The following is a 20,953-nucleotide window of genomic DNA, read 5'->3' on the forward strand; positions in this document are numbered from 1 at the left end:
CCGGGCGACGGTAGGGGTATCGCCCGGAATGCCGCCGCGGGTTAACCGGATTGGGGCAAGCGGTAGTGGTTTGTTACTCGCAGCGTTGTAGTATGCACGCTCTGTTGACCATCCCCCCTCGGGAAGAGGAACAACGTGCGACCCCTCCGGGTTCTTGGCACCGCACTGTTCACTTGTCTCACCCTGCTGGCCGGCCCGCTCACCGCGGCAGCCGAACCACAGGTCCGCTGCACCGAGACCAAGCTCCCGGTCTCCTTCGGCCTCGGCCTGCTGCGCCAGACCGTGCACGGCACCCACTGCGCGCCCGTCGGCGGCGCGTCCGGCACGGTGCAGCTGCTGGTGCACGGCGGCACCTACAACCGGCACTACTGGAACCTGCCCTACGCCCAGGGCCGCTACTCCTACCAGCGCGACATGGCCCGCGCCGGGCAGGCCACCTTCGCCATGGACGCCCTCGGCAGCGGCGACAGCTCAAAACCGTTGAGCGCGCTCATCACCGGCACCGCCCAGGCCGGGGTGGTGGACCAGGTCGCGGCCAAGCTGCGCGCGGGCGCGGCCGACGGGGTGAAGTACCGCAAGGTGGTGCTGGTCGGGCACTCCATGGGCTCGGGCATCGCGCTGCTGGCCGCGGCGCTGCACCACGGCGTGGACGGCGTGGTGCTCACCGGCATGACGCACTCGATGGACCTGCTCGCGCTGACCGGGATCTTCGTCAAGGGCATCACGCCCTCGCTGCTGGACCCGGTGCTCGGCGGCCGGAGCCTGGACCCCGGCTACCTCACCACCTGGCCCGGCACCAGGGGCGTCTTCCACGAGGGCGGCTCGGTGGAGCCCGAGGTGGTCAAGGCCGACGACGCGACCAAGGACCAGGTGGCCGCGACCGTGGTGGCCGACCTGCTGCCGTTCGGCTTCATCCTGCCGGTGTCCAAGGCGATCAAGGTCCCGGTGCTGATCGCCAACGGGGACAAGGACAACCTGTTCTGCGCGTACTCCTGCGCGGATGAGAAGACCTTGCTGGCGAGGGAGCAGCCGTACTTCAGCCCGGAGGCGAAGCTGGCCGTGCACCTGGTGCGCGGGGCAGGGCACGCGGTCGCGCTCGGCCGGGACGCGGCGGTGCACCGCACCGCGATCCGCGACTGGCTGAAGTCGAACTTCCCAGGTTGAGCGGTCCACCGTGACCGTGCCCTTCCCGGAGAGCGGGCGGCCCCCATCGGCCGTGCCACTCTCCCCGGCCGAACGCGCCAAGGCGCGGGCCAAGCTGGCCCGCAAGTGGGCCGGGCAGATCAGCACCACCGAGTACGTGCCGCTGGAACCCGAGGAGTTCCAGCGCACCCTGGATGACATGGTGGACGCGCTGGTCGACGCGGCGCGCGCCGAGCCGTTCCAGGCGCACCCGGCCACCGCGCACGGGGCCGAGCTGGTCGCCGCGGGCTGCACCGGGCCCGCGGCGTTGCAGCACACCATGGACGTGCTGGGCAAGGGACTGCTGGCGCTGCCGGAGCTGGCCGGGCTGCCGCGCACCGCCGAGCGGGTGGTGCTGCTGCTGGGCGCGCTGGCCGCCGGGTACAGCGAGGCGGTCCGGCTGCACACGCTGTCCCAGCAGGACACCATGCTCAAGGCGCTGCGGGTGGCGCTGCAGGACACCCGGCGGGAGCTGGTGCTGGCCCATGGCCGGTTCGAGCACCTGCTGGCCGGCACCTCCAGCGGGGTCGCGGTCACCGATGCCGAGGGCCGGTTCACCCTGGTCAACGACGGGCTGGCGGCGATACTGGGGCAGCCCAAGGAGGAACTGTCGCGGGGTTCGCTGTTCGAGGTGAGCCATCCGGAGGACGTGGCCGCGCTGCGCAACGCCTACCGCTCGCTGCTGTCGGGCCGGGTGGCGCGGGTGCGCAACGAGCACCGGCTGGTGCGCGCCGACGGCGAGCGGGTCTGGGCCATGCTCAGCCTGGCCGCGGTCCGGCCGGGCGAGCCGGGCGCGCAGGTGGTCGCGGTGGTGGAGGACAGCTCGGAGCTGAAGCTGTTGCAGGGCCAGATGAACCGGCAGGCGCTGCACGACCGGCTGACCCAGCTGCCGAACCGGCAGTACTTCGGCAGCAACCTGGAACGGGTGCGCAGGCAGGCCGACCCGTCCACCGGGATCACCCTGTACCACCTGGACCTGGACGGCTTCTCGCTGATCACGCACGGTCTCGGCCGGGGGGTCGGCGACCTGGTGCTGGACACGGTGGCCAGGCGGCTCAAGGCGGTGGTGGCCGGAGAGGAGGCGATGGTGGCCCGCTTCGGCGCGGACGAGTTCGCGCTGCTGGTGCAGAACGGGCCGGGCACGCCGGACGTGGTGCGGATGATCCAGCGGATCACCGCCGCGCTGGCCGAACCGCTCTACGTCGGCGACTCCGGGCTGGCCGCCACCGCCTGCATCGGCGTGGTGGACCGCCCGGCGCGGGACCTCACCGGCGAGGAGTTGCTGGAGGCCGCCGAGCTGGCGCTGGCGCGGGCCAAGCGCAACGGCTGCGCGCAGTGGGCACTCTACGACCCGTTCCAGGACGCCAGGGACCGGGAGTGGGCCTCGCTGGCCGCCGCGCTGCCCGGCGCCTGGGAGACCGGGCAGCTCACCGTCACCTACCAACCACTGTCCACAATGGATGGTGAGCGGCTGCTGGGTGTGGACGCGCTGCTGCACTGGGACCATCCGCGGCGCGGGCCGGTGCGGCACGAGCTGTGCGCCGAGCTGGCCGAGCAGACCGGCCTGATCATGACGCTGGGGGTGGCGTTGCTGCGCAAGGCCTGCGCCCAGCTGCGGGACTGGCGGGAGCGCCTGGAGTGCGACCTGCCGCTGCACGTCCCGCTGACCGCGAACCAGTCCGCCGACCCGGACCTGGTCGGCCACATCCGGTCCATTGTGGACAGCACAGGGCTGCCTGCGGACCGGCTGTGGCTGGGCATGCCCGCGCCCGCGCTGGTCAACCCCGGCGGTGAGGCGGCGGAGAACCTGCGGCTGCTGGCCGCGGCCGGGGTGCGGATGGAGCTGCTGGAGTTCAGCACCACGGCCGCGGACCTGGCCTGCCTGGCGGACCTGCCGGTGCGCGCGGTCCGGGTGGCGGGCTGGCTGGTGGAGCGGCAGGCACACCGCGGTGGCCGGGACACACTGGTCGCCGGTGCGCTGCGGGAGCTGTCCCGGCTGGTGCGGGCGACCGGGGTGCGGGTGGTCGTGGCCGGGGTGGACACGCCGGAGCAGGCCGAGTGGTGGCGGTCGATCGGCGCGGACGCCGCGCGGGGCGGGCACTTCGCGCCCGCCGAGCCGCCGGAGCGGTTCGAGGAGCTGCTGTAGCCCCCGTCCGGATGAATCCTCGACCACTTTCCGCAGCGAGCGCGGGCGGAGATCACGCTCCGGTTCCCGGATCTTCACCTGCGGGCGCGCGGAACGGCACACTGTCCGGCGTGGCTCCGCATGAACTGACCGCGGCCGACTGGCCCGCCCTCGATGTCCCCGCCGCGCGCCGGGTGGCCGAGGGCCTGGCCAGGCGGCACGGCATCGGCCTGCGGGAGGTCTTCCGCTACACCTACGCCGGGCGCGGCGCGCCGGTGGCGGTCTTCGACGTGGCGGGCCGGGACTTCGCGCTGGTGCCCGGCGGCGCGGTGCCGCTGGGCTTCGACGAGCGGGGCTGGACGCCGAGTGAGGAGGAGATGGCCTCTTTTCTGGGTGATGAGGACGCGCTGTCCCCGGCCGCGGAGCCGGTGCGCAGCACCCCGTACGAGCCGGAGTTCGCCGCCGAGGACCTTACCGAGATCAGGGCTGGGCTGGCCAGGCGGACCACCAGGCCGAGGGTGGTGGAGCTGCCCTCGCTGCTGGTCGCGGTGCAGGCCGAGCCGGTGGGCGAGCGCGGCCCGGCCGAGGTGGCGGCCGCGCTGGCCGCGGTGGGGCAGCGGTTACCCGAGCCGGATGAGTGGGAGCACGCGGCGGCCAGCGGGGCGCGCACCCTGTTCCCGTGGGGCGACCGGTTCCCCAGCAGCGCCAACACCATCGACCCGAGCGTGCCGAACCTGTTCGGCCTGCGCATCGCGCACCACCCGGACGAGCCCGAGCTGACCGCGGACCCGGCGGTGGTGCTCGGCGCCTGCCCGCCGGAGGACGGCCCCTGGTTCGAGACCCGCCTCGCGCACGCCCCCGCCTACCGCGGCGCGGTCCCGGGCGACCGTCCCGTCTTCGTCAGGGCGGTGCTCCCGGTGACACTGTCCACAGTGGACTAACTAAGGTCGGCGGCGTACTCGCTCAGGGCGATGCGGTTGGGCAGGCCGGTCTTGGTGATCAGGTTGGAGACGTGGCGTTCCACGGTGCGCGGGGACAGGTGCAGGCGTTCGGCGATCTCGCGGTTGCCCAGGCGGCCGATGAGCAGGCGGAGCACCTCGAACTCGCGGACGGTGACGCCGACCGAGCGCAGGCCGGGCGGGATGCCGCCGGCGCCCTCGCGGTGCTGGGCGACCCGGACGCCTGCGCGGCGGAGCAGGGCGCGGCAGGCGCCGGCCACCGAGGCGCAGTCCAGGCGGTGGAAGTAGGCCTCGGCGGTGCGCAGCCATTCCACCGGCTCGCCCCAGCCCTCGGCCAGTGCCTCCTCGCCGACCAGGCGCAGGCCGAGGTGCCTGCTCATCGCGTACGGCTCGCCGGCCCGTAGCGCCTCGGCGACCGCTTCGGCCGCCTCTTTCGCCTTGCCTTCGCGGCCGAGCAGGACCGCCCTGGCGAAGCAGGCGAACTGGCGGTCCCAGCGCAGGCCGCCGGCCGGGTTGGCGGCCAGCTCGTCGTAGGCGGTGCGGTCGGTCTGGCCGCACAGCACGGTGAGCAGCAGGTGCAGGCCGTGCCTGCCGGAGAGGTGGAACACCGAGCGCTCGGTGTCCTCGCCGTCCAGCGCGCGGGCCAGCTCGGCCAGCGCGCGGCCGGTCCTCCTCCAACAGCGCGCAGAAACTGCCTGCCAGGCCGTGGATGCGCGGGGCGTGCAGGGCGGGATCGCCGTGCCAGTCGCGGAACTCGGCCAGCGCCTCGGCCAGCTCCTTGCGGCGGCCCTGGTGCCCGGCCAGCACCGCGCGCAGCAGCAGCGTGTACTGGGTGGTCTCCAGCAGCTTGAGCCGGGTGGTGGCCGGCAGCACGCCGTCGATCAGGGTGCGCGCGGTGTCGAAGTCACCGCGCAGGATGGAGTGCAGCGCGATGCTCGCCTCGGCCTGGTACCGGGCGGTGATCGCGCCCGCGGCGGAGGCCAGCTCCCTGGCGTGCTCCAGCCGGTCCAGCGCGCCGGTGCGCAGCGCGTCGTCGTTGCCCAGCCGGATCAGGGTGTGGATCTCCCAGATCGGCAGCTGGTGCCGGACCGCGACCGCGCGGGCCCGTTCCAGGCAGGCGGTGCCCTCCTCGGGGTCGCGGTGCCGGGTGATCGCGCCGAGCAGCTGCCAGGCCTGGCAGGCCACCACCGGCAGCGGCACCGACTCGGCCACCTCGGCGGCCTGCCGCCCCAGCCGTTCCGCGGTGGCCAGCTGGCCGGGGCCGGGGATGTCCAGGGCCAGGTGCGCGGCGACCACGTCGATCGGCGCGGTGTCCTCAGCCGCCGGGTCCGGGCCGAGCAGCGCGCGGGCCGCCTCGACCTGGGTGATCCCGTCCGCGGAGCGCCCGGCCACCGCGGCGGCCCAGCCCAGCCGGGTGTGCAGCTGCGCGCGGCGGCGCGGGTCCAGGCCGCCGACCTGGTCCAGGATGGCCACCGAGTCCAGCGCGCGCTCCACCTCACCGGCCTCGGCCAGCGCGTTGACCAGCAGTTCCAGCGCGGTGGCCCGGCTGGCCGCGTCCTCGTGCCGCAGCAGCTCCCACGCCTGGTCCAGCAGCGCGACCGCGGAGCCCGCCGCGCCCTGGGCGAGGGCCCGCCTGCCCACCTCGGTGTAGATCAGCACCGCCGGGTTGAGCGGGCTGACGCCGCTGGGCCGCTCCGGGTCGGGCCGGACCACGCCGAGGTCGAGCAGGGCGCGGTACACGGCTTCGGCCACCGCGCTGAAACCGAGGTCCCGCAAGGGCGTGGGGCCATCTCCGTCCTCCTGGGCTGGGTCCAGCCTGCGGGGGGGCGGGGGCACGCATGCGTGCCGGGCACGCGGTTTTCCGCCGGTGGACACAATGGACGGTGTGATCGATGTGGAACAGGTGATGGAGCAGTGGGGCGAGCAGGGCGTGCTCAGCCTGCTCCAGCTCGGGCCGGGCAGGCCCTGGCGGCTCTCGCTGTCCGGGGAACGCAGGGAAGGCGCGACGCTGGCGGAGTGCTTCGCCGGTGTGCCGGTGCGGCAGGGCGGGTCGATCGACGTCGAGCTGCTGATGACCGAGCTGGCCGGGCGCGGGCTGAGCGTGCTGCTGAAGCTGGACCACGAGCGGTGGGCGGAGCGCGGCAAGCCGTGGACCTTGCTGATCGAGGAGGAGCCGGGGTTCTCCGCGCGCGTGGACGCCCGGACGATGCGCGAGGCGTTCGAGGTGGTGCTGGCCAAGCTGCGCGCGCGGTCCGACGGCTGGGAGTGGACGGCGGAGCTGCTCTGATCACCAATACGGATGGCGAGTGGGTGCCGGATGCCCGCGCCTCATGGTGGTGACGCCGGGCTGCCACTACTTTGGTACCGGACTCACCGGCTGGAGGGGTGAATGAGCGCGAACGGCGTCGGGGCCGATGGCCGCTGGCTGGGGGTCGGCTCGGCCACGGGACCGGACGCCGCGGTGGCCGCCTTCCGGGCCGCCGCCGGCGCGCTCACCGGCGAGGATCCCCGGCTGCTGCTGGTGTTCGCCTCCGTCAACTACGACCCGGCCTCGGTGGCCGAGGGGCTGGCGATGGCCGCGCCGGGTGTGCCGGTGATCGGATGTTCCTCGCGCGGGGAGATCAGTCCGGCCGGGTCGCGCGGGAGCTCGATCGTGGCGATCGCCTTCGGCGGGCCGGGGTTCGCGGTGACCACGGCGGTGGCCGAGGCGGTCTCCGGCAGGCAGCGGCTGGCCGGGGCGGAGGTGGCCGCGGCGGTGGAGGACGACTCCGGGCTGCCGCACCGGGTGGTGCTGCTGCTCACCGACAGCCTGGTCCGGGAACAGGAGTCGATCCTGCGCGGTTGCTACGGCGTGCTCGGCGCCGGCGTGCCGATGGTCGGCGGGGCCGCGGCCGAGCGGCGGGAGGCGGGCAACCACCTATCCGCGAGCACCTTCCTGCTGCACGACGGCAAGGTGCACACCGACGCGGTGGTGGCGGCCACCCTCGCCTCGACCGGGCCGCTGTCGGTGTCGGTGCGGCACGGTTGGCGCAAGTTCGGCGAGCCGATGATCGTCACCAGCACCGGCGAGGGCCGGGTGTACACCTTGGACGACCGCCCGGCCATGGACGTCTACCTGGACCGGCTGGGCGCGCCGCCGGAGGCCTACACCGACGCCGCGGCGTTCACCCGGTTCGCGTTGCCGCGTCCGCTGGGCGTGCAGCGGCGCAGCGGGGTGCAGCCGCGCAACCTGGCCACCGGCTTCGACCTGGACGGCCGATCCATCAGCGGCGGCAGCGCGATCGACCACGGCTGCCTGACCTGGGCGATGTGCGGGGACGAGCAGTCGGTGCTGGCCGCGGCGGACGAGGCCTGCGCGGAGGCCATCGACGGGCTCGGCGGCGCGGAACCCTTGGGACTGGTCACTTTCAGCTGTAGCGCGCTGCTGCCGGTGCTCGGCGTGGACGGCACCCGCAGGGAGAACGAGACCTTCGCCGCGCGCTGCGCCGGCAAGCCCTTCGGCGGCTTCCACACCTCCGGCGAGATCGCGCGGGTGCGCGGCATCGACGGCTTCCACAACCAGACGCTCGCGGTGCTGGCGCTCGGCTGATGGCGGACTCCCTCGCGGCCCTGCACGGCCAGCAGCTGCTGGAGCTGCTGGCGGTGGTCTCGGCCTACCCGGATGAGGACTCCGCGGTGCACGGCGCGGTGGAACGGGCCGCGCAGGCGCTGGAGGCCGAGGTGGCCGCGGTGGTCTTCGGCGCCGAGGTGGCCGCCTGCATCGGGTTCCCGGCCGGGACCGAGCCGGTGGCCGAGCTGCTCGCGGTGACCAGGCAGGAACGCGCGCACCTGGAGGTGCCCGGCCTCGGCCGCACGCACGCGGTGTCCACCAGCTGGGGCGGCAGCCATCCCGGCCACCTGGTGCTGGCCCGCTGGGCCGAGGAGTTCTCAGTCGAGGAACGCCACCTGATGCGTGGCATGGCCCGGCTGCTGGAGCTGACCCTGACCATGCTGCGCACCCTGCAGGCCGAGCACGCGATGCGCGAGCGCAGCGAACGGCAGGCCGCGGAGAACGCCGAGCTGGTGGCCACCCTGCGCCAGCGGCAGCGGCTGATGGAGCACCTGTTCGAGGTGCAGCGGGCCATCTCCCGGCGCCGCCCGCTGCCACAGATCCTGGACATGATCACCAGCGCCGCGGCCGACCTGCTGGGCGCGGGCATCGTCGGGCTGTGGCTGCGCGACTCGGCCGAGCCGGAGGAGCTGCGGCTGGCCGCCGGCGTCGGCCTGCGCCCGGATCTGTTGGAGCAGCGGGCCAGCGTGCGGCTGGTGGAGACCGGGGCCGCCGGCGAGGCGGTGCTGGTGGAGGACGTGGTGGTGCGCTACGGGCGGCTGCCGGAGTCCGCGCTGCTGTACCGGCTGACCGCGGGACGCCTGCGCGCGGCGATGGCCGCGCCGGTCTACGACAGCGGGGAGGTCGCGGGCAGCCTGCTGATCGGCTCCGGCCAGGCCACCCGCCGCTATGCCGGCGCCGACGTGCAGATGCTGCGCTCCTTCGCCGAGCACGTCAGCCTGGCGCTGACCGACGCCAACACGGTCGAGCAGATGCGCAGGGCCTTCCACGACTCGCTGACCGGGCTGGCCAGTCGCGGCCTGTTCCTGGACCAGCTCTCCCAGCTGCTCACCCAGCCCGGCCCGCTGACCGCGGGTCCGGACCGGGTGGCGGTGCTGTTCGTGGACCTGGACCGGTTCAAGGCGGTCAACGACACCCTCGGCCACGCCGCCGGGGACAACCTGCTGATCTGCACCGCGGAACGGCTCAAGGCCCAGCTGCGCAGCTCCGACGTGGCCGCCCGGCTGGGCGGGGACGAGTTCGCGGTGCTGCTCACCGGGGTGGAGACGGTGCAGGACGCGGTGCTGGTGGCGCAGCGGATCCTGCACGCGCTGGCCGAGCCGATGCTCATCGCCGGGCGGCAGCTGCGGGTCAACGCCAGCATCGGCATCGCGCACAGCCCGCGCGGCGCGGCCGACGCCGCCGACCTGATGCGGCGCGCGGATGTGGCCATGTACCAGGCGAAGCGGGCCGGGCGCGGCCGGTACGAGGTGTTCTCCGACGGCATGCTGATCACCGGCTCGGAGGACCTGCCGGACCGGACCGGCTGAACGGAGGTAGGGCTTTGCCCACCTCGGAAGCAGGGCCTGACGCCATCGGATCTTCCTCGCCCGCTGCCTAACGTGATCTCCGAGAAGCTGAGCGAGCCTGGGGGCGGAGATGACGAACGTGGCGACGGCGCAACGGGAACCGGTGGCGGTGCGGTGGTGGCGGCGGCCCTGGGTGGCCCCGCTGTTCGTGCTGGTGACCGTGTTCCTGGCGTTCTCCCTGCCGAGGTACCTGACCTTCGACCCGGCCCAGACCAGGGTGCCCGCGCCCGAGGGCGCGAGCTGGCACTACCCGCTGCTGGTGGCGCACGTGCTGCTGGCTTCGGTCGCGATGATCACCGGCTGCCTGCAGGTGTGGCCGTGGTTCCGGCAGCGGTATCCCTTGGCACACCGGTACCTGGGCCGGGTGTACGTCTTCGCCGGGGTGCTGCCCGCCGGGGTGAGCGGGTTCGTGATCGGCGCGGCCAGCCCGTTCGGGCCGATCAACCAGGTGAGCAACGTGATCCTCGCGGTGCTGTGGCTGGCCTTCACCGCGCTGGCGGTACGCGCGGCCTGGCAGCGCCGCTTCGGCGACCACCGCAAGTGGATGATCCGCAGCTTCGCGCTGACCATGTCGATCATCACCAACCGCCTGTGGGGCATCCCGATCGGCATGTGGCTGGCGCCGCAGCTGGAGACCACCTTCGGCGGCAGCGAGATCGCCATGGGCCAGGCGATCTCCGGACTGACCGCCTGGCTGGGCTGGACGCTGACCCTGCTGTTCGCCGAATGGTGGTTGCAGCGCAAGAAGAAGCGGTCAGTACGGGTACCGGTCCCCGTAGCCGCAGCTGGCTGAGGAGTCGTGCGGGCGGGCGGCGAGCAGCTCCCTGGCCCCGGCCCTGGAGGCGTTCCACTCCCGCCAGCCCGGCTCCGCCCCGGCCAGCGTGTAGTTGATCGTCCGCAGCGCGCAGGAGCGCTGCGGTTCGGGCAGCCGGTCCAGCACCGGGACCACGTCGGCGGACATCTGCCGCAGGTAGCTCAGGTCCAGGTGCCGTTGCTGCGCCACGTTGATCTCCGCCACCAGGCGTTCCGGGTTGGCCATCGAGAGTCCAAAAAGGACTGTCAGGCCGGAGGTGACCACGATCCGCGGCACCCAGGACCCGCGCAGCCGGATGCCCGCGGCCAGCACCACCAGGTACACCAGGCCGATCCACAGCTCGCAGGTGAGCACCAGCAGCCGCAGCACGGTGGCCCCGTAGGCCTCCTGGTAGGCCAGCATCCGGCTGACCGAGGAGGCCACGATCACCAGGGTCAGCACGGCCAGCGCGCCCAGCAGGACCCGCAGCCACAGCCGCTCGCCTGCCCGTTCCCGAGGGGCCCAGCGGGTGGCCAGGCCGATCACCGCCAGCGCGAGCACGCTCACCGCGCTGAGCTGCCAGAACCCGCTGCGCGCGTACACCGCGTAGGTCATCCCGGCGGTCCGCTGCACGTAGGCCTCGCCGCCGAACAGGCTGGCCAGCTGCACCGCGACGAACCCGCCGAACAGCAGCACCAGCATGCCCACCGGCAGCGCCCACTCCACCAGCCCCACCGTGCGCGCCGACCGCTCCGCCCGCCCCGGCGCGCCCTTGACCGCGACCAGGCAGGCCCCCGCGGTGCCGAAGACCAGCAGCCAGAACACAAAACCGCCGCGCACGATCGCCGGACCGTCCACAGTGGGCAGAACAGCGGAGACCAGCGAGGCGAACGCGGCGTCCGCCCCCGCGAACAAGGCGCCGAAGACCACCAGCAGCACCACCGACACCGCGATCGACACCAGCAGCCGCCCGCGCGCCCCGCGCACCCGCACCGCCGCCGCGCCGCGGATCACCCAGTCCAGCCGCACCAGCGCGGTCACCGGCACCGAGAACGCGCCGGCGAACAACCCGAAGAACGACTTCCCGCCCGCGGCCGCCAGCGACCCGGCCACCCCAGCGCCCAGCACGCACAGCACGAACAGCCACTCCGCGTCCCGCACCGCCCCCACCGCCAGCAACCCGATCGCCAGCGCCAGCCACCCGCCGCGCATCGCCCGCTCCCCGCCGGAGAGCACCAGCTCGGAGTCCCGCCGCGCCACCAGCCACACCGCCAGCGCCGCCACGATCCCGACCAACACCCAGCCGATGGCGGGCCGGTCCAACGGCAACGCGAACGCCCCGGCCACCCCCACCACCGCCGCCGCGACCACCACCGACCCCGGCGCGTACGGCCGCGGCACCACCGTCGCGAACACCGGCGCCGCAGCGGTCACCACACCCCCGGGCACGTGTGTTGGCCGGATTTCTACGGGGTCTTGGCCGTTGTGGTCGCCGGAGTCGGCCGATTCCGGCTCGGCGCTCGGCTCCTCGGCCGGGGCTTCGCCCTCGTCGCCCGCGCCCGGGGACCCCTCGGCCCCGGCCGCCGACTCCGGCGGCTCCTCGGCCCCGGCCGCCGCCGGCTGCTCCCCGGTCTCGGCCGCCGCGTCTTCGGCGCTGGTCACCTCGTCCTTCGCCTGCTCCGCGGACTGGTCCCAGCCGTCCCGTGCTTTCCCGCTCATCATCATCCCCAAGGCAGCAGTCATCAGCCCGGCCACAACCATGGCCCGGCCCGTGCGAAAACCCAGTCAGTCAGCCAAGTTCGGCAACATCACCCGGATCCGGCAACCCCCGGAGTCCGGTCCCACCGCGGAGATCGTGCCGCCGTGCAGGTCCACCACCCAGCGCGCGATGGCCAGGCCCAGCCCGGTCCCGCCACCCCCCGCGCGCTCGCCCCTGGTGAACCGCTCGAACACCCGGTCCCGTTCCGCCACCGGGATTCCCGGTCCCTCGTCGCGGACCTCGATCACCGTCGACTCCGGCTCGCTGGTGGCGCTGATCCACACCCGGCCGCCCGGCGGGCCGTGCCGGGCCGCGTTGTCCAGCAGGTTCACCAGCACCTGGTGCAGGCGGACCTGGTCGGCCAGCACCACCGCGTCCGGCTCCACCGACATGGTGAAGCGCACGCCCCGGCCCGCGACCGCGGTCATCACCTCGGTCTCGGCCACCGCCTGGGCCAGGATCGGCGCCAGCGGCCACTGCTCGCGGTTCAGGGTGAGCGCGCCGGCGTCGATGCGGGAGAGGTCCAGCAGCTCGGTGACCAGCAGGCCCAGGCGTTCGGTCTGGGCCAGCGCGGTGCGCATGGTGGCCGAGTCGGGCTGGGTGACGCCGTCGACCACGTTCTCCAGCACCGCCCGCAGCGCGGTGATCGGGGTGCGCAGCTCGTGCGAGACGTTGGCGATCAGCTCGCGGCGCTGCTGGTCGGCCGCGCCCAGTTCGGCCGACATCCGGTTGAACGCGGCGGCGAGCTGGCCGACCTCGTCCTTGGAGGTGGCCCGCACCCGCCGCTGGTAGTCCCCGTCGGCCATCGCGATCGCGGCCGAGGTCATGTCCCGCAACGGTTTGGTCATGCCGTGCGCGATCAGCTGGGTGGCGATCAGCACGCCCAGCAGCGCGGTGATGGTGGTGCGCGGCGGGATCCACTCGATCTGCCACCAGAAGAAGGCCATCGCCACCGTGACCGCGCCCAGCACCAGCAGGGCCAGCTTGAGCTTGATGGAGCGCACCGGGTCCAGCGGCCTGGGCAGCGCGTCCCACACCGCGGCGGCCCACGCGCGCAGCTTCCTCACGGCGTCTCCAGCGCGTAGCCGATGCCGTGCACGGTGCGGATCACATCGCTGCCGAGCTTGCGCCGCAACGCTTTCACGTGGCTGTCCACGGTCCGGGTGGCCGCCGGCCCGGCGAAGCCCCACACCTCGGCGAGCAGCTGCTCACGGGGCAGCACCGCGCGTGGCCGTTCGGCGAGCCGGGTCAGCAGCTCGAACTCGGTCGGGGTGAGGTGCACCTCCGCGCCCGCCCGGTGCACCCGCCGCTCCACCGGGTCGATCTCCAGCTCGCCCACCCGCAGCGTCACTCCGGCGGTGCGGGCCTGGGCGGCCCGTTCCACCCGCCGGAGCAACGCGTGCACCCGGGCCGCCAGCTCCCGGATGGAGAACGGTTTGGTGAGGTAGTCATCCGCCCCGACGGCCAGCCCGACCAGCAGGTCGGTCTCGTCGTCCCGCGCGGTCAGCATCAGCACCGGCACCGCCCGCCGGGCCTGGATCCGGCGGCACACCTCCAGCCCGTCGTAGCCGGGCAGCATGATGTCCAGCACCACCAGGTCCGGGTCGAGCTCGGCCGCCTTGGCCACCGCGCCGGGACCATCGTGGGCCAGCTCCACCGCGAACCCTTCGGCACGCAGCCGGTCGGCGATGGAGCTGGCGATGGTCAGCTCGTCCTCCACCACCAGCACTCGATGCATGGCACCGACCCTAGGCCGGGGCGATGGAGAGGGGGCGGAGGGATTGTGAAGATACTGTGCAGGCTACGCCGGGTCAGCGACCGGTCACTCGCCGCTGCCGTACGGCCTGGTCAGCACCTCCAGGAAGTGCCCGTCCGGCCCCAGGAAGTAAACCCCCCGGCCGCCGTCGTTGGTGTTGATCTCACCCGGCTTGGTCTGCGTCGGGTCGGCCCAGTGCTCGATCCCGCGCTCGGAGATCCGGCCGTAGATCTCGTCGAACTCGGCCTCGGTGATCAGGAACGCGTAGTGGTTCGGCACCGGGGTGGTGTCGACGTCGATGTAGTCGAGAGTGACCTGATTGGACAGTTCCACCGCCATGAACGGCCCGAACGGCACCGGATCCGGCAGTCCGAGCAGGCCGGTGAGGAACTCCGCGGCGGCCTTCTTGTCGGTGGAGTGGACGATGGTGTGGTTCAGTTCGATTGCCATGACCCCAAGCTAGAAGTTCGAGTTAACTAGAGGTCAACCACGTCCGCGATTGCCACCCGTACGGCCGCAACGAAGTTCCAGAACACCAGAGTCGTGGTGTTGCGGCGTTCCGGCCGGGTGTTGATGGTGAACATCGCGTCCCGCAGCCCGGTGGTCAGCTCCAGCTGCCCGCCGGCGCCGCGCAGCGTGCGGTTGGCGATGTTGGCCGGATCCTTTCCGGACAGCGTGGGGTGTCCCGCCCCGTCCACGGCCTGGAACCCGGCCGCGCCCAGCCTGGTCAGCAGCGCCCGGCGGAACGGCTCGTCCCGCCCGCCGACCAGCACCGCCCACGCGCCCTCCGGCAGGCCCAGCTGCGCGGGGGAGCAGCCGTGCAGGCCCAGCGCCCGGCGCGCGCCCGCGCACAGCGACAGCGCCACCGGATCGTCGCAGTGCGCGGAGGTCACGTGCAGCTCGGTGTTGTTGGTCGGCCGGATGCCCTCGAACATCCACAGGTCGTGGCGCGGGCCGGTCTCCGGCGCGGGTTGCAGGGTGCCGGGGTGGTATCCGGCCACCGCGTGGCACAGCTCGGAGGTGCCGCCCTCGATCGCGCCGCCGTGCGGGGCCAGGATCGTGGTGCCGGGAAAGGGGAACTTCTGTGTGAGGCTGTCGTCGAACTGCTCGTGCCTGCGGTACCGGCGGGCGTAGTCGATGCCCTCCACCAGTCCCGGGTCGGCGTAGAGCGCGGTGTTGGACGGGTACTTGTCCGCGGCCGATGCGGGCCGGGCCGCCGCGACCGGGATCGCGGTCGCGGCCACCAGGCCGAGGAAGGCGCGCCTGCTGGTGCTCATACTGGCATTGTGCGGCAGCGGGCTATGGTCGGCCGGGTGACGAACACGCCGCCGCCTGACGAGACCGACTCCGGGGTGCCCGAATGGGTCAAGGTGATCCCCGGCCTCGACCCCGCCGTCGAAGGGGTGGTCGACCGGCTGCACCTGGCCAGCCGCTACCTGGACCGGCTGGCCGCGGACTGCGCCGCGCCGCAGGGCCTCAGCTCGGCCGACTACGAGATCCTGGCCCGGCTGTACTGGGTCGGCCCGCCGCACCAGCTCACCCCGACCCAGCTCGCCGCGGGCACGCTCAGCCCGGCCACCACCATCACCAGCCGCCTGGAACGCCTGCAGAAGGCCGGACTGATCATCCGCTCGGTCAGCGGCAGCGACCGCCGGTCCACCCCGGCCGAGCTGAACGAGGAAGGGCAGCGGATCTTCCTGTCCGTGGTCACCGAACAGGCCCGCCGCGAGCGCGAGGCGATCGCGCCGCTGGGCGAGCAGGACCTGGCCGAGCTGGAGAACCTGTTGCGGAGGCTGATGTTCGTGCTGGAGCAGAGCCTCGGCCCGGCGCCCCGCCGCACGCGCCTGGCCCAGGACGCCACTGCGCGGCGTGGCAAGTAGTCACTCTCCAGAGTTGCGCCATGTGGCAGATACGGCCTCGCCCCCTCGGCTGCCGCCGGCCTGACCAACCCGCACCGGGTCCGCCGGATCGCGTTCTGAGCCACCCGGCGCTGCCCCCGGCTCACAGCGCCGAGGGCAGCGCCGGCTCGAACAGCCACCGCCGGAACAGCTCGTCCAGCGGGTGCGCGCAATGTCGTTGCGCCAGCGCGAGGAAGTCCGCGGTGCGCACCGAGCCGTGCCGGTGGGTGGTGGTCCATTCCTTGAGCAGGGCGAAGAACGCGGTGTCGCCGATGTGCCGCCGCAGGGTGTGCAGGGTCAGCGCGCCGCGGTCGTAGACCTGGTCGTCGAACATCCGGGCCGGGCCGGGGTCGCCGATCACCAGGTCCTGCGGCAGTGCGGCCAGCTTGCGCAGGAAGCGTTGCGCAGGAACGGAAGCGGGCACGCCGTCGGCGAACTCGAACCACAGCCACTCCGCGTAGCAGGCGAAGCCCTCGTGCAGCCAGATGTCCCGCCAGTCGGCCAGGGTGAGGCTGTTGCCGAACCACTGGTGCGCCAGCTCGTGCGCGACCAGCCGTTCGTGCCCGCGCCTGCCGTCGAGGTGGTTGCGGCCGAACACGGACAGGCCCTGGGCCTCGATCGGCACGTCCAGCACGTCGTCGGCGACCACCACCGCGTACTCCTCGAACGGGTACGGGCCGAACAGCTCCTGGAACACCCGCAGCATCTCCGGCTGCCGGGCGAAGTCGTGCCGGAACACCGATTCCAGCGAGGCGGGCACCCCGGCGGGCTGGTGCACCGGGCCGGGCAGCTCCAGCGTCTCGTACCGTCCAACTTGGACGGTGGCGAGGTAGCTCGGCATCGGCGCGGACTGGTGGTGCACCCAGGTGGCGCTGCCGCCGTGCTCCTTCACCGAGCGCAGCCTGCCGTTGGCGAAGACGGTGTAGTCGCTGGGCGCGGTCACCGCGATCCGGTAGGTCGCCTTCGAGCCGGGCCGGTCGTCGCAGGGGAACCAGCTGGGCGCGCCGGTGGGCTGGCTGGCCACGATCGCGCCGTCGGTGAGCTGGTCCCAGCCGATCTCGCCGAACGGGCTGCGCACCGGGTGCGGCGGCCCGGCGTAGCGCACCTCCACGGTGAACTCCGCGCCGGGGGCCAGCGGCCTGGCCGGCCGGAGGCGGAGCTTTCCGTTGGCGTGCGACCACTTCGCCGGTCGCTTGCCGTCGATGAGCACCCGGTCCACCCGGAACCGGCCGAAGTCCAGCACCACCGAGGCCAGCTCGATCTCGGCCACCGCGACCACGTTGGCCCGGCCGGTCAGCCGGTGCGAGCCCGGCCGGTAGTCCAGGTCCAGGTCGTAGTGCCGGACCCGGTAACCCTCGTTGCCGTGACTGGGGAAGTAGGACCGCTCGCTCACCCTCGGCGGGATCCTTCCGGCTGCCAGGCGGCGATCGGGTTGCCCAGCCAGCGGGTGTCGGCAGGCACGGTCTCGCCGCGCATCACCAGCGAACCCGGTCCGACCGTGGCGCCCGCGCCGACGGTGGCCCCGGGCAGCACGATGCCGTGCGGGCCCATGGTGGACCCGGCGGCCAGGGTGACCACGTCCATCCGCATGATCCGGTCGTGGAACAGGTGCGTCTGCACCACGCAGCCCCGGTTCACGCTGGCGCCGGTGCCCAGCCGGACCAGGTCGGCCTCGGGCAGCCAGTAGGTCTCGCACCACACGCCCTTGCCCACACTGGCGCCCAGCGAGCGCAGCCACAGGTTCATCAGCGGCGTGCCACCGACCGCGCCCGCGAGCCAGGGCACCGCGAGCACCTCGACGAAGGTGTCGGCCAGCTCGTTGCGCCAGACGAAGGAGCTCCACAGCGGGTGCTCCACCGCGCGGAACCGCCCGACCAGCAACCACTTCGCGGCGCTGGAGACCACACAGGCCAGCACCCCGGCCCCGAACAGCACCCCGCCGCTGACCAGCAGCGCGATCCCAAAACCCGCCTGCGCGGCGATGATCTCGAAGGCGGCCAGGGTCAGCACGGCCAGCGCGACCGTGCACATCACCGGGATCACCCGGCACAGCTCGACCAGCCCTCGGGCCAGCACCAGGCGGCGCGGCGGGGCGAAGGTGCGGCCCTCGTCGCTCTTCTCGGTGTTGCGCGGCAGCTTGATCGGCGGCATGCCCAGGTAGGAGCTGCCCGCCTTGGCCCGCTTGGGCGCGGCGGAGAGCACGCCGACCAGGCCGCGGTTGGGCACCGAGCGGCCGGGCGCGGTCATGCCGGAGTTGCCCAGGAAGGCGCGCTTGCCGATGCGCACCTCGTCGATGCGCAGCCAGCCGCCGCCCAGCTCGTAGCTGCCGACCATGGTGTCGTCGGCCAGGAACGCGCCGTCGGCCACCGTGGTCAGCGAGGGCAGCGCGAGCACGGTGGACGCCTCCACCCGGCGGCCCACCTTCATGCCGAGCAAACGCAGCCAGACCGGGGTGAACAGGCTGGCGTACAACGGGAACAGCGCCGCCCTGGAGTGGTTCATCAGCCGCTCCACGGTCCAGGCCTGCCAGGCGATCCGCCCGTGCAGCGGGTGGTACCCGGCGCGCAGGCCGATGCTGAACAGCCGCACGCCGACGAGCACGAACAGCGCGGTCGTGGCCAGGTAGGCGATCGCGGCCAGTGGCGCGGCCAGCAGCGCGCTGCCCACCGCCCCGGCCAGCGTGGTGTCATCGGCGACGAACCAGCCCAGCAGCGCGATCGCGGGCAGCGCGGCCAGCACCGGCAGCAGGTCCAGGCCGAGCGAGCTGATGCCGTAGAGGAAGGACCAGAACCGGCTGCGCGGCGCGGTCTTGTTCAGCCGCTTGCTGCTGGTCTTGCTGATCCGCGCGGCGGGCACCCCGGACCACACCTGGCCGGCCGGCACCGAACCCCGCACCACCGAACCGGCTGCGATCTCGGCCCGCTTGCCGATCCGCGCGCCGGGGAAGACCGTGCTGCGCGAGCCGACCACCGCGCCCGCGCCGATCCGGATCCGGCCCACGTGCACCACGTCGCCGTCCAGCCAGTGCCCGGCCAGGTCCACCTCGGGTTCGATCGCGCAACCCTTGCCCAGCTTGAGCATCCCGGTCACCGGGGGAGCGGCGTGCAGGTCCACGTCCGGGCCGATCCGCGCGCCGAGGGCCTTGGCGTAGCTGGAGATCCAGCCGCCGGAGAGCTTGGCCGCGCCGCTGAGCACGGCCAGCCGCTCGGCGGCCCACAGCCGCAGGTGCACGCTGCCGCCGCGTGGGTAGCTGCCCGGACGCAGGCCGCGCAACAGGATCCGCGCGCCACCGGCGGCGATGGCGATCCGGCCGGGCGGGCTGAACAGCAGCGCCGCGCCCGCGCCGACCCACCACCAGGAGATGGCAGGGGCCCAGGTGTAGGAGCCGAAGAGGGCGAGCACGTTGTTCAGCGTGGCCAGCGCGACGATCCAGCGCAGCCCGACCAGGGTCAGCATCGGCAGCAGCACCAGCAGCTGCACCAGCGCGGCCCGGCGCGGGGTGGGCGCGACCTCGCGCACGATGGCCTCGGCCGCGCCCAGCTCGTCCAGCCGCGCGGCCAGCGCGGCCAGGGTGGAGTGCGCGTACAGGTCGCTCACCGAGGAGCCCGGGTAGGTCCGGCGGACCAGCGAGATCAGCTGCGCGGCGGCCAGGCTGCCACCGCCGCTGGCGAAGAAGTCGGCGTCCGCGGACTCCGGCGGCAGGCCGAGGATCTCGGTCCACTGCTCGGCCAGCCAGGCCTGCGTGCCGGACAGCTGCGGCGCGGCACCGGGCAGCTCGTCGGTGCTCAGCGGCCAGGGCAGCGCGTTGCGGTCGACCTTGCCGGAGGTGCGGGTGGGCAGGGTGTCCACCACGGCCAGCAGCGGTACCAGCGCCGAGGGCAGCGCGGCCCGCAACCGGTCCAGCGCGGCGGCCTTGTCGAAGGTGTCCACAGTGGACGAAAGTGCTAGATAGCCCACCAGGATCTGGTTGCCGCCCTTGGTGGATCGCACCGCCGCGGCCGCGCCGGCAACCCCGGGCAGCGCTTGCAGGGCCGCGTCCACCTCGCCCAGCTCGATCCGCCGGCCGCCCAGCTTCACCTGCTCGTCGGCCCGCCCCAGGAACAGCAGCCCCGCCGGCTCGGCCTGCACCAGGTCGCCGCTGCGGTAGGCGCGGTCCCAGCCCAGCGCGGGCAGCGGCGCGTACTTCTCCGCGTCCTTGACCGGATCCAGGTACCTGGCCAGCCCGACGCCGCCGATCACCAGCTCGCCGGTCTCGCCCATCGCGACCACCTGGCCCGCGGCGTCCACCACGGCCAGCTCCCAGCCGTCCAGCGGCAGGCCGATCCGCACCGGCGGGGTGCCGGTCAGCGGCGCTGCGCAGGCGACCACGGTGGCTTCGGTCGGCCCGTAGGTGTTCCAGACCTCCCGGCCCTCCACCGCGACCCGCTCGGCCAGCTCCGGCGGGCAGGCCTCGCCGCCGAAGATGAGCAGTCGCACGTCGTCGAGGCACTCGGCAGGCCAGAGCGCGGCCAGCGTGGGCACGGTGGAGACCACGGTGATCTCCTGCCGCACCAGCCACGGCCCGAGGTCCATGCCGGTGCGCACCAGCGAGCGCGGCGCGGCGACCAGGCAGGCCCCGTGCCGCCAGGCCAGCCACATCTCCTCGCAGGAGGCGTCGAAGGCCACCGACAGCCCGGCCAGCACCCGGTCGCCGGGCCCGATCGGCTCGTCCGCCAGGAACAGCCCGGCCTCGGCGTCCACGAACGCGGCCGCGCTGCGGTGGCTGACCGCGACGCCCTTGGGCTTGCCGGTGGAACCGGAGGTGAAGATGATCCACGCGTCGTCGTCCAGCGCCGGCGACCCCACCGAACCACCGGGGGTGGCGTGCGGGGTCAGCTCGCCGTCCGCGCCCAGCACCGCGCACACCGCGGCTTCGCCGAAGACCAGTTCGGCCCGTTCGTCCGGATCCTCCGCGTCCACCGGCACGTAGGCCGCGCCCGCGGCCAGCACGCCCAGGATGCCGACGTAGAGCTCGTTCGTGCCCGAAGGAATCCGGATGCCGACCCGGTCGCCGCGGCCGATGCCGTGCGCGGCAAGGCGTTCGCGCACCGAGTCGACCTCGCCGAGCAGGGCGCGGTAGGTCAGCACGGTGCTGCCGTCGTCCACCGCGGGGGCGGTGGGGAAGCGTCGTGCGGTGGCTGCCAGGATGTCGAGCAGAGTTCGCTCAGCCGGGGTGGCGCCCGCGCGGAAAACCGCTGGCGCCAAGGGAATCGTGGGAGTGGTGAGCAAGGACTCGTCGACTGCGGTCAACTCCGGCCCTTCCG

At 73.4% G+C, this 20,953-nt stretch carries 17 protein-coding genes; 9 read left to right on the forward strand and 8 right to left on the reverse strand.

Annotated elements, in window-relative coordinates:
- The first annotated feature begins 135 nt into the window (after positions 1-135).
- From ACWDY5_RS02470 to ACWDY5_RS02480, 3 genes are all read left to right on the forward strand, one after another.
- On the forward strand, positions 136-1,164 hold the full coding sequence (locus ACWDY5_RS02470; protein ID WP_449720592.1) for an alpha/beta hydrolase: 1,029 nt from the start codon (positions 136-138) through the stop codon (positions 1,162-1,164).
- 10 nt (positions 1,165-1,174) lie between these two features.
- Entirely contained in the window at positions 1,175-3,328 is a 2,154-nt protein-coding gene (locus ACWDY5_RS02475) for a putative bifunctional diguanylate cyclase/phosphodiesterase (protein WP_449720593.1), read from the forward strand.
- A gap of 110 nt (positions 3,329-3,438) precedes the next feature.
- Positions 3,439-4,248 (forward strand): hypothetical protein, encoded by an 810-nt coding sequence (locus ACWDY5_RS02480; RefSeq protein ID WP_449720594.1) that lies wholly within the window; start codon positions 3,439-3,441, stop codon positions 4,246-4,248.
- Here ACWDY5_RS02480 and ACWDY5_RS02485 read toward each other — a convergent pair.
- A complete protein-coding gene (locus tag ACWDY5_RS02485) occupies positions 4,245-4,874 on the reverse strand; it encodes a response regulator transcription factor (RefSeq protein WP_449720595.1) in 630 nt (209 codons plus the stop codon). The two genes, ACWDY5_RS02480 and ACWDY5_RS02485, sit on opposite strands and share 4 nt — an antisense overlap.
- 224 nt (positions 4,875-5,098) lie before the next feature.
- On the opposite strand from ACWDY5_RS02485, the gene ACWDY5_RS02490 reads away from it, so the two are divergent.
- The 5 genes from ACWDY5_RS02490 (at position 5,099) to ACWDY5_RS02510 (ending at position 10,237) form a co-directional block, all read left to right on the forward strand.
- A complete protein-coding gene (locus ACWDY5_RS02490) occupies positions 5,099-5,917 on the forward strand; it encodes a hypothetical protein (protein ID WP_449720596.1) in 819 nt (272 codons plus the stop codon).
- Between the two features lie 234 nt (positions 5,918-6,151).
- Complete coding sequence (locus ACWDY5_RS02495) at positions 6,152-6,553, forward strand: hypothetical protein (RefSeq protein WP_449720597.1); 402 nt, start codon at positions 6,152-6,154, stop codon at positions 6,551-6,553.
- Between the two features lie 102 nt (positions 6,554-6,655).
- Complete coding sequence (locus ACWDY5_RS02500) at positions 6,656-7,855, forward strand: FIST signal transduction protein (RefSeq protein ID WP_449720598.1); 1,200 nt, start codon at positions 6,656-6,658, stop codon at positions 7,853-7,855.
- Positions 7,855-9,405, forward strand: coding sequence for a diguanylate cyclase domain-containing protein (locus ACWDY5_RS02505; protein WP_449720599.1), 1,551 nt, complete (start codon positions 7,855-7,857; stop codon positions 9,403-9,405). Before ACWDY5_RS02500 ends, ACWDY5_RS02505 begins: the two co-directional genes overlap by 1 nt.
- A 109-nt stretch (positions 9,406-9,514) precedes the next feature.
- Positions 9,515-10,237 carry a DUF2306 domain-containing protein gene (locus ACWDY5_RS02510; protein ID WP_449720600.1) on the forward strand — a complete coding sequence of 241 codons (723 nt, stop codon included), beginning with the start codon at positions 9,515-9,517 and terminating at the stop codon, positions 10,235-10,237.
- Here ACWDY5_RS02510 and ACWDY5_RS02515 read toward each other — a convergent pair.
- The 5 genes from ACWDY5_RS02515 to ACWDY5_RS02535 all read right to left on the reverse strand — a co-directional run bounded on the left by ACWDY5_RS02515 (position 10,199) and on the right by ACWDY5_RS02535 (position 15,029).
- On the reverse strand, positions 10,199-11,956 hold the full coding sequence (locus tag ACWDY5_RS02515; protein ID WP_449720601.1) for a DUF4153 domain-containing protein: 1,758 nt from the start codon (positions 11,954-11,956) through the stop codon (positions 10,199-10,201). The genes ACWDY5_RS02510 and ACWDY5_RS02515 overlap by 39 nt on opposite strands.
- A gap of 66 nt (positions 11,957-12,022) precedes the next feature.
- Positions 12,023-13,054 (reverse strand): HAMP domain-containing sensor histidine kinase, encoded by a 1,032-nt coding sequence (locus ACWDY5_RS02520; protein ID WP_449720849.1) that lies wholly within the window; start codon positions 13,052-13,054, stop codon positions 12,023-12,025.
- Positions 13,055-13,059: 5 nt separating this feature from the next.
- Positions 13,060-13,734, reverse strand: coding sequence for a response regulator transcription factor (locus ACWDY5_RS02525; RefSeq protein WP_449720602.1), 675 nt, complete (start codon positions 13,732-13,734; stop codon positions 13,060-13,062).
- 84 nt (positions 13,735-13,818) lie between these two features.
- On the reverse strand, positions 13,819-14,202 hold the full coding sequence (locus ACWDY5_RS02530) for a VOC family protein (RefSeq protein ID WP_449720603.1): 384 nt from the start codon (positions 14,200-14,202) through the stop codon (positions 13,819-13,821).
- 26 nt (positions 14,203-14,228) lie between these two features.
- On the reverse strand, positions 14,229-15,029 hold the full coding sequence (locus tag ACWDY5_RS02535; protein WP_449720604.1) for a poly-gamma-glutamate hydrolase family protein: 801 nt from the start codon (positions 15,027-15,029) through the stop codon (positions 14,229-14,231).
- Between the two features lie 36 nt (positions 15,030-15,065).
- Between ACWDY5_RS02535 and ACWDY5_RS02540 the strand changes: the two genes are divergently transcribed.
- Positions 15,066-15,632, forward strand: a complete 567-nt coding sequence (locus tag ACWDY5_RS02540) for a MarR family winged helix-turn-helix transcriptional regulator (protein WP_449720605.1) — start codon at positions 15,066-15,068, stop codon at positions 15,630-15,632.
- A gap of 121 nt (positions 15,633-15,753) precedes the next feature.
- Here ACWDY5_RS02540 and ACWDY5_RS02545 read toward each other — a convergent pair whose 3' ends face one another.
- Positions 15,754-17,043, reverse strand: a complete 1,290-nt coding sequence (locus tag ACWDY5_RS02545; RefSeq protein ID WP_449720606.1) for a M1 family metallopeptidase — start codon at positions 17,041-17,043, stop codon at positions 15,754-15,756.
- The gene (locus ACWDY5_RS02550) at positions 17,040-20,939 is read right to left on the reverse strand and encodes a Pls/PosA family non-ribosomal peptide synthetase (RefSeq protein WP_449720607.1); all 3,900 of its coding nucleotides are present in this window, start codon (positions 20,937-20,939) and stop codon (positions 17,040-17,042) included. Before ACWDY5_RS02550 ends, ACWDY5_RS02545 begins: the two co-directional genes overlap by 4 nt.
- Positions 20,940-20,953 lie beyond the last annotated feature (14 nt).

The organism is Crossiella sp. NPDC003009, assembly GCF_053591555.1.

Excerpts from the sequence above, each read along its gene's own strand:
- ACWDY5_RS02500 (WP_449720598.1), top strand. The coding sequence starts at position 6,656 with ATGAGCGCGAACGGCGTCGGGGCCGATGGCCGCTGGCTGGGGGTCGGC.
- ACWDY5_RS02505 (WP_449720599.1), top strand. The coding sequence starts at position 7,855 with ATGGCGGACTCCCTCGCGGCCCTGCACGGCCAGCAGCTGCTGGAGCTG.
- ACWDY5_RS02510 (WP_449720600.1), top strand. The coding sequence starts at position 9,515 with ATGACGAACGTGGCGACGGCGCAACGGGAACCGGTGGCGGTGCGGTGG.
- ACWDY5_RS02515 (WP_449720601.1), bottom strand. The coding sequence starts at position 11,956 with ATGAGCGGGAAAGCACGGGACGGCTGGGACCAGTCCGCGGAGCAGGCG.
- ACWDY5_RS02525 (WP_449720602.1), bottom strand. The coding sequence starts at position 13,734 with ATGCATCGAGTGCTGGTGGTGGAGGACGAGCTGACCATCGCCAGCTCC.
- ACWDY5_RS02530 (WP_449720603.1), bottom strand. The coding sequence starts at position 14,202 with ATGGCAATCGAACTGAACCACACCATCGTCCACTCCACCGACAAGAAG.
- ACWDY5_RS02535 (WP_449720604.1), bottom strand. The coding sequence starts at position 15,029 with ATGAGCACCAGCAGGCGCGCCTTCCTCGGCCTGGTGGCCGCGACCGCG.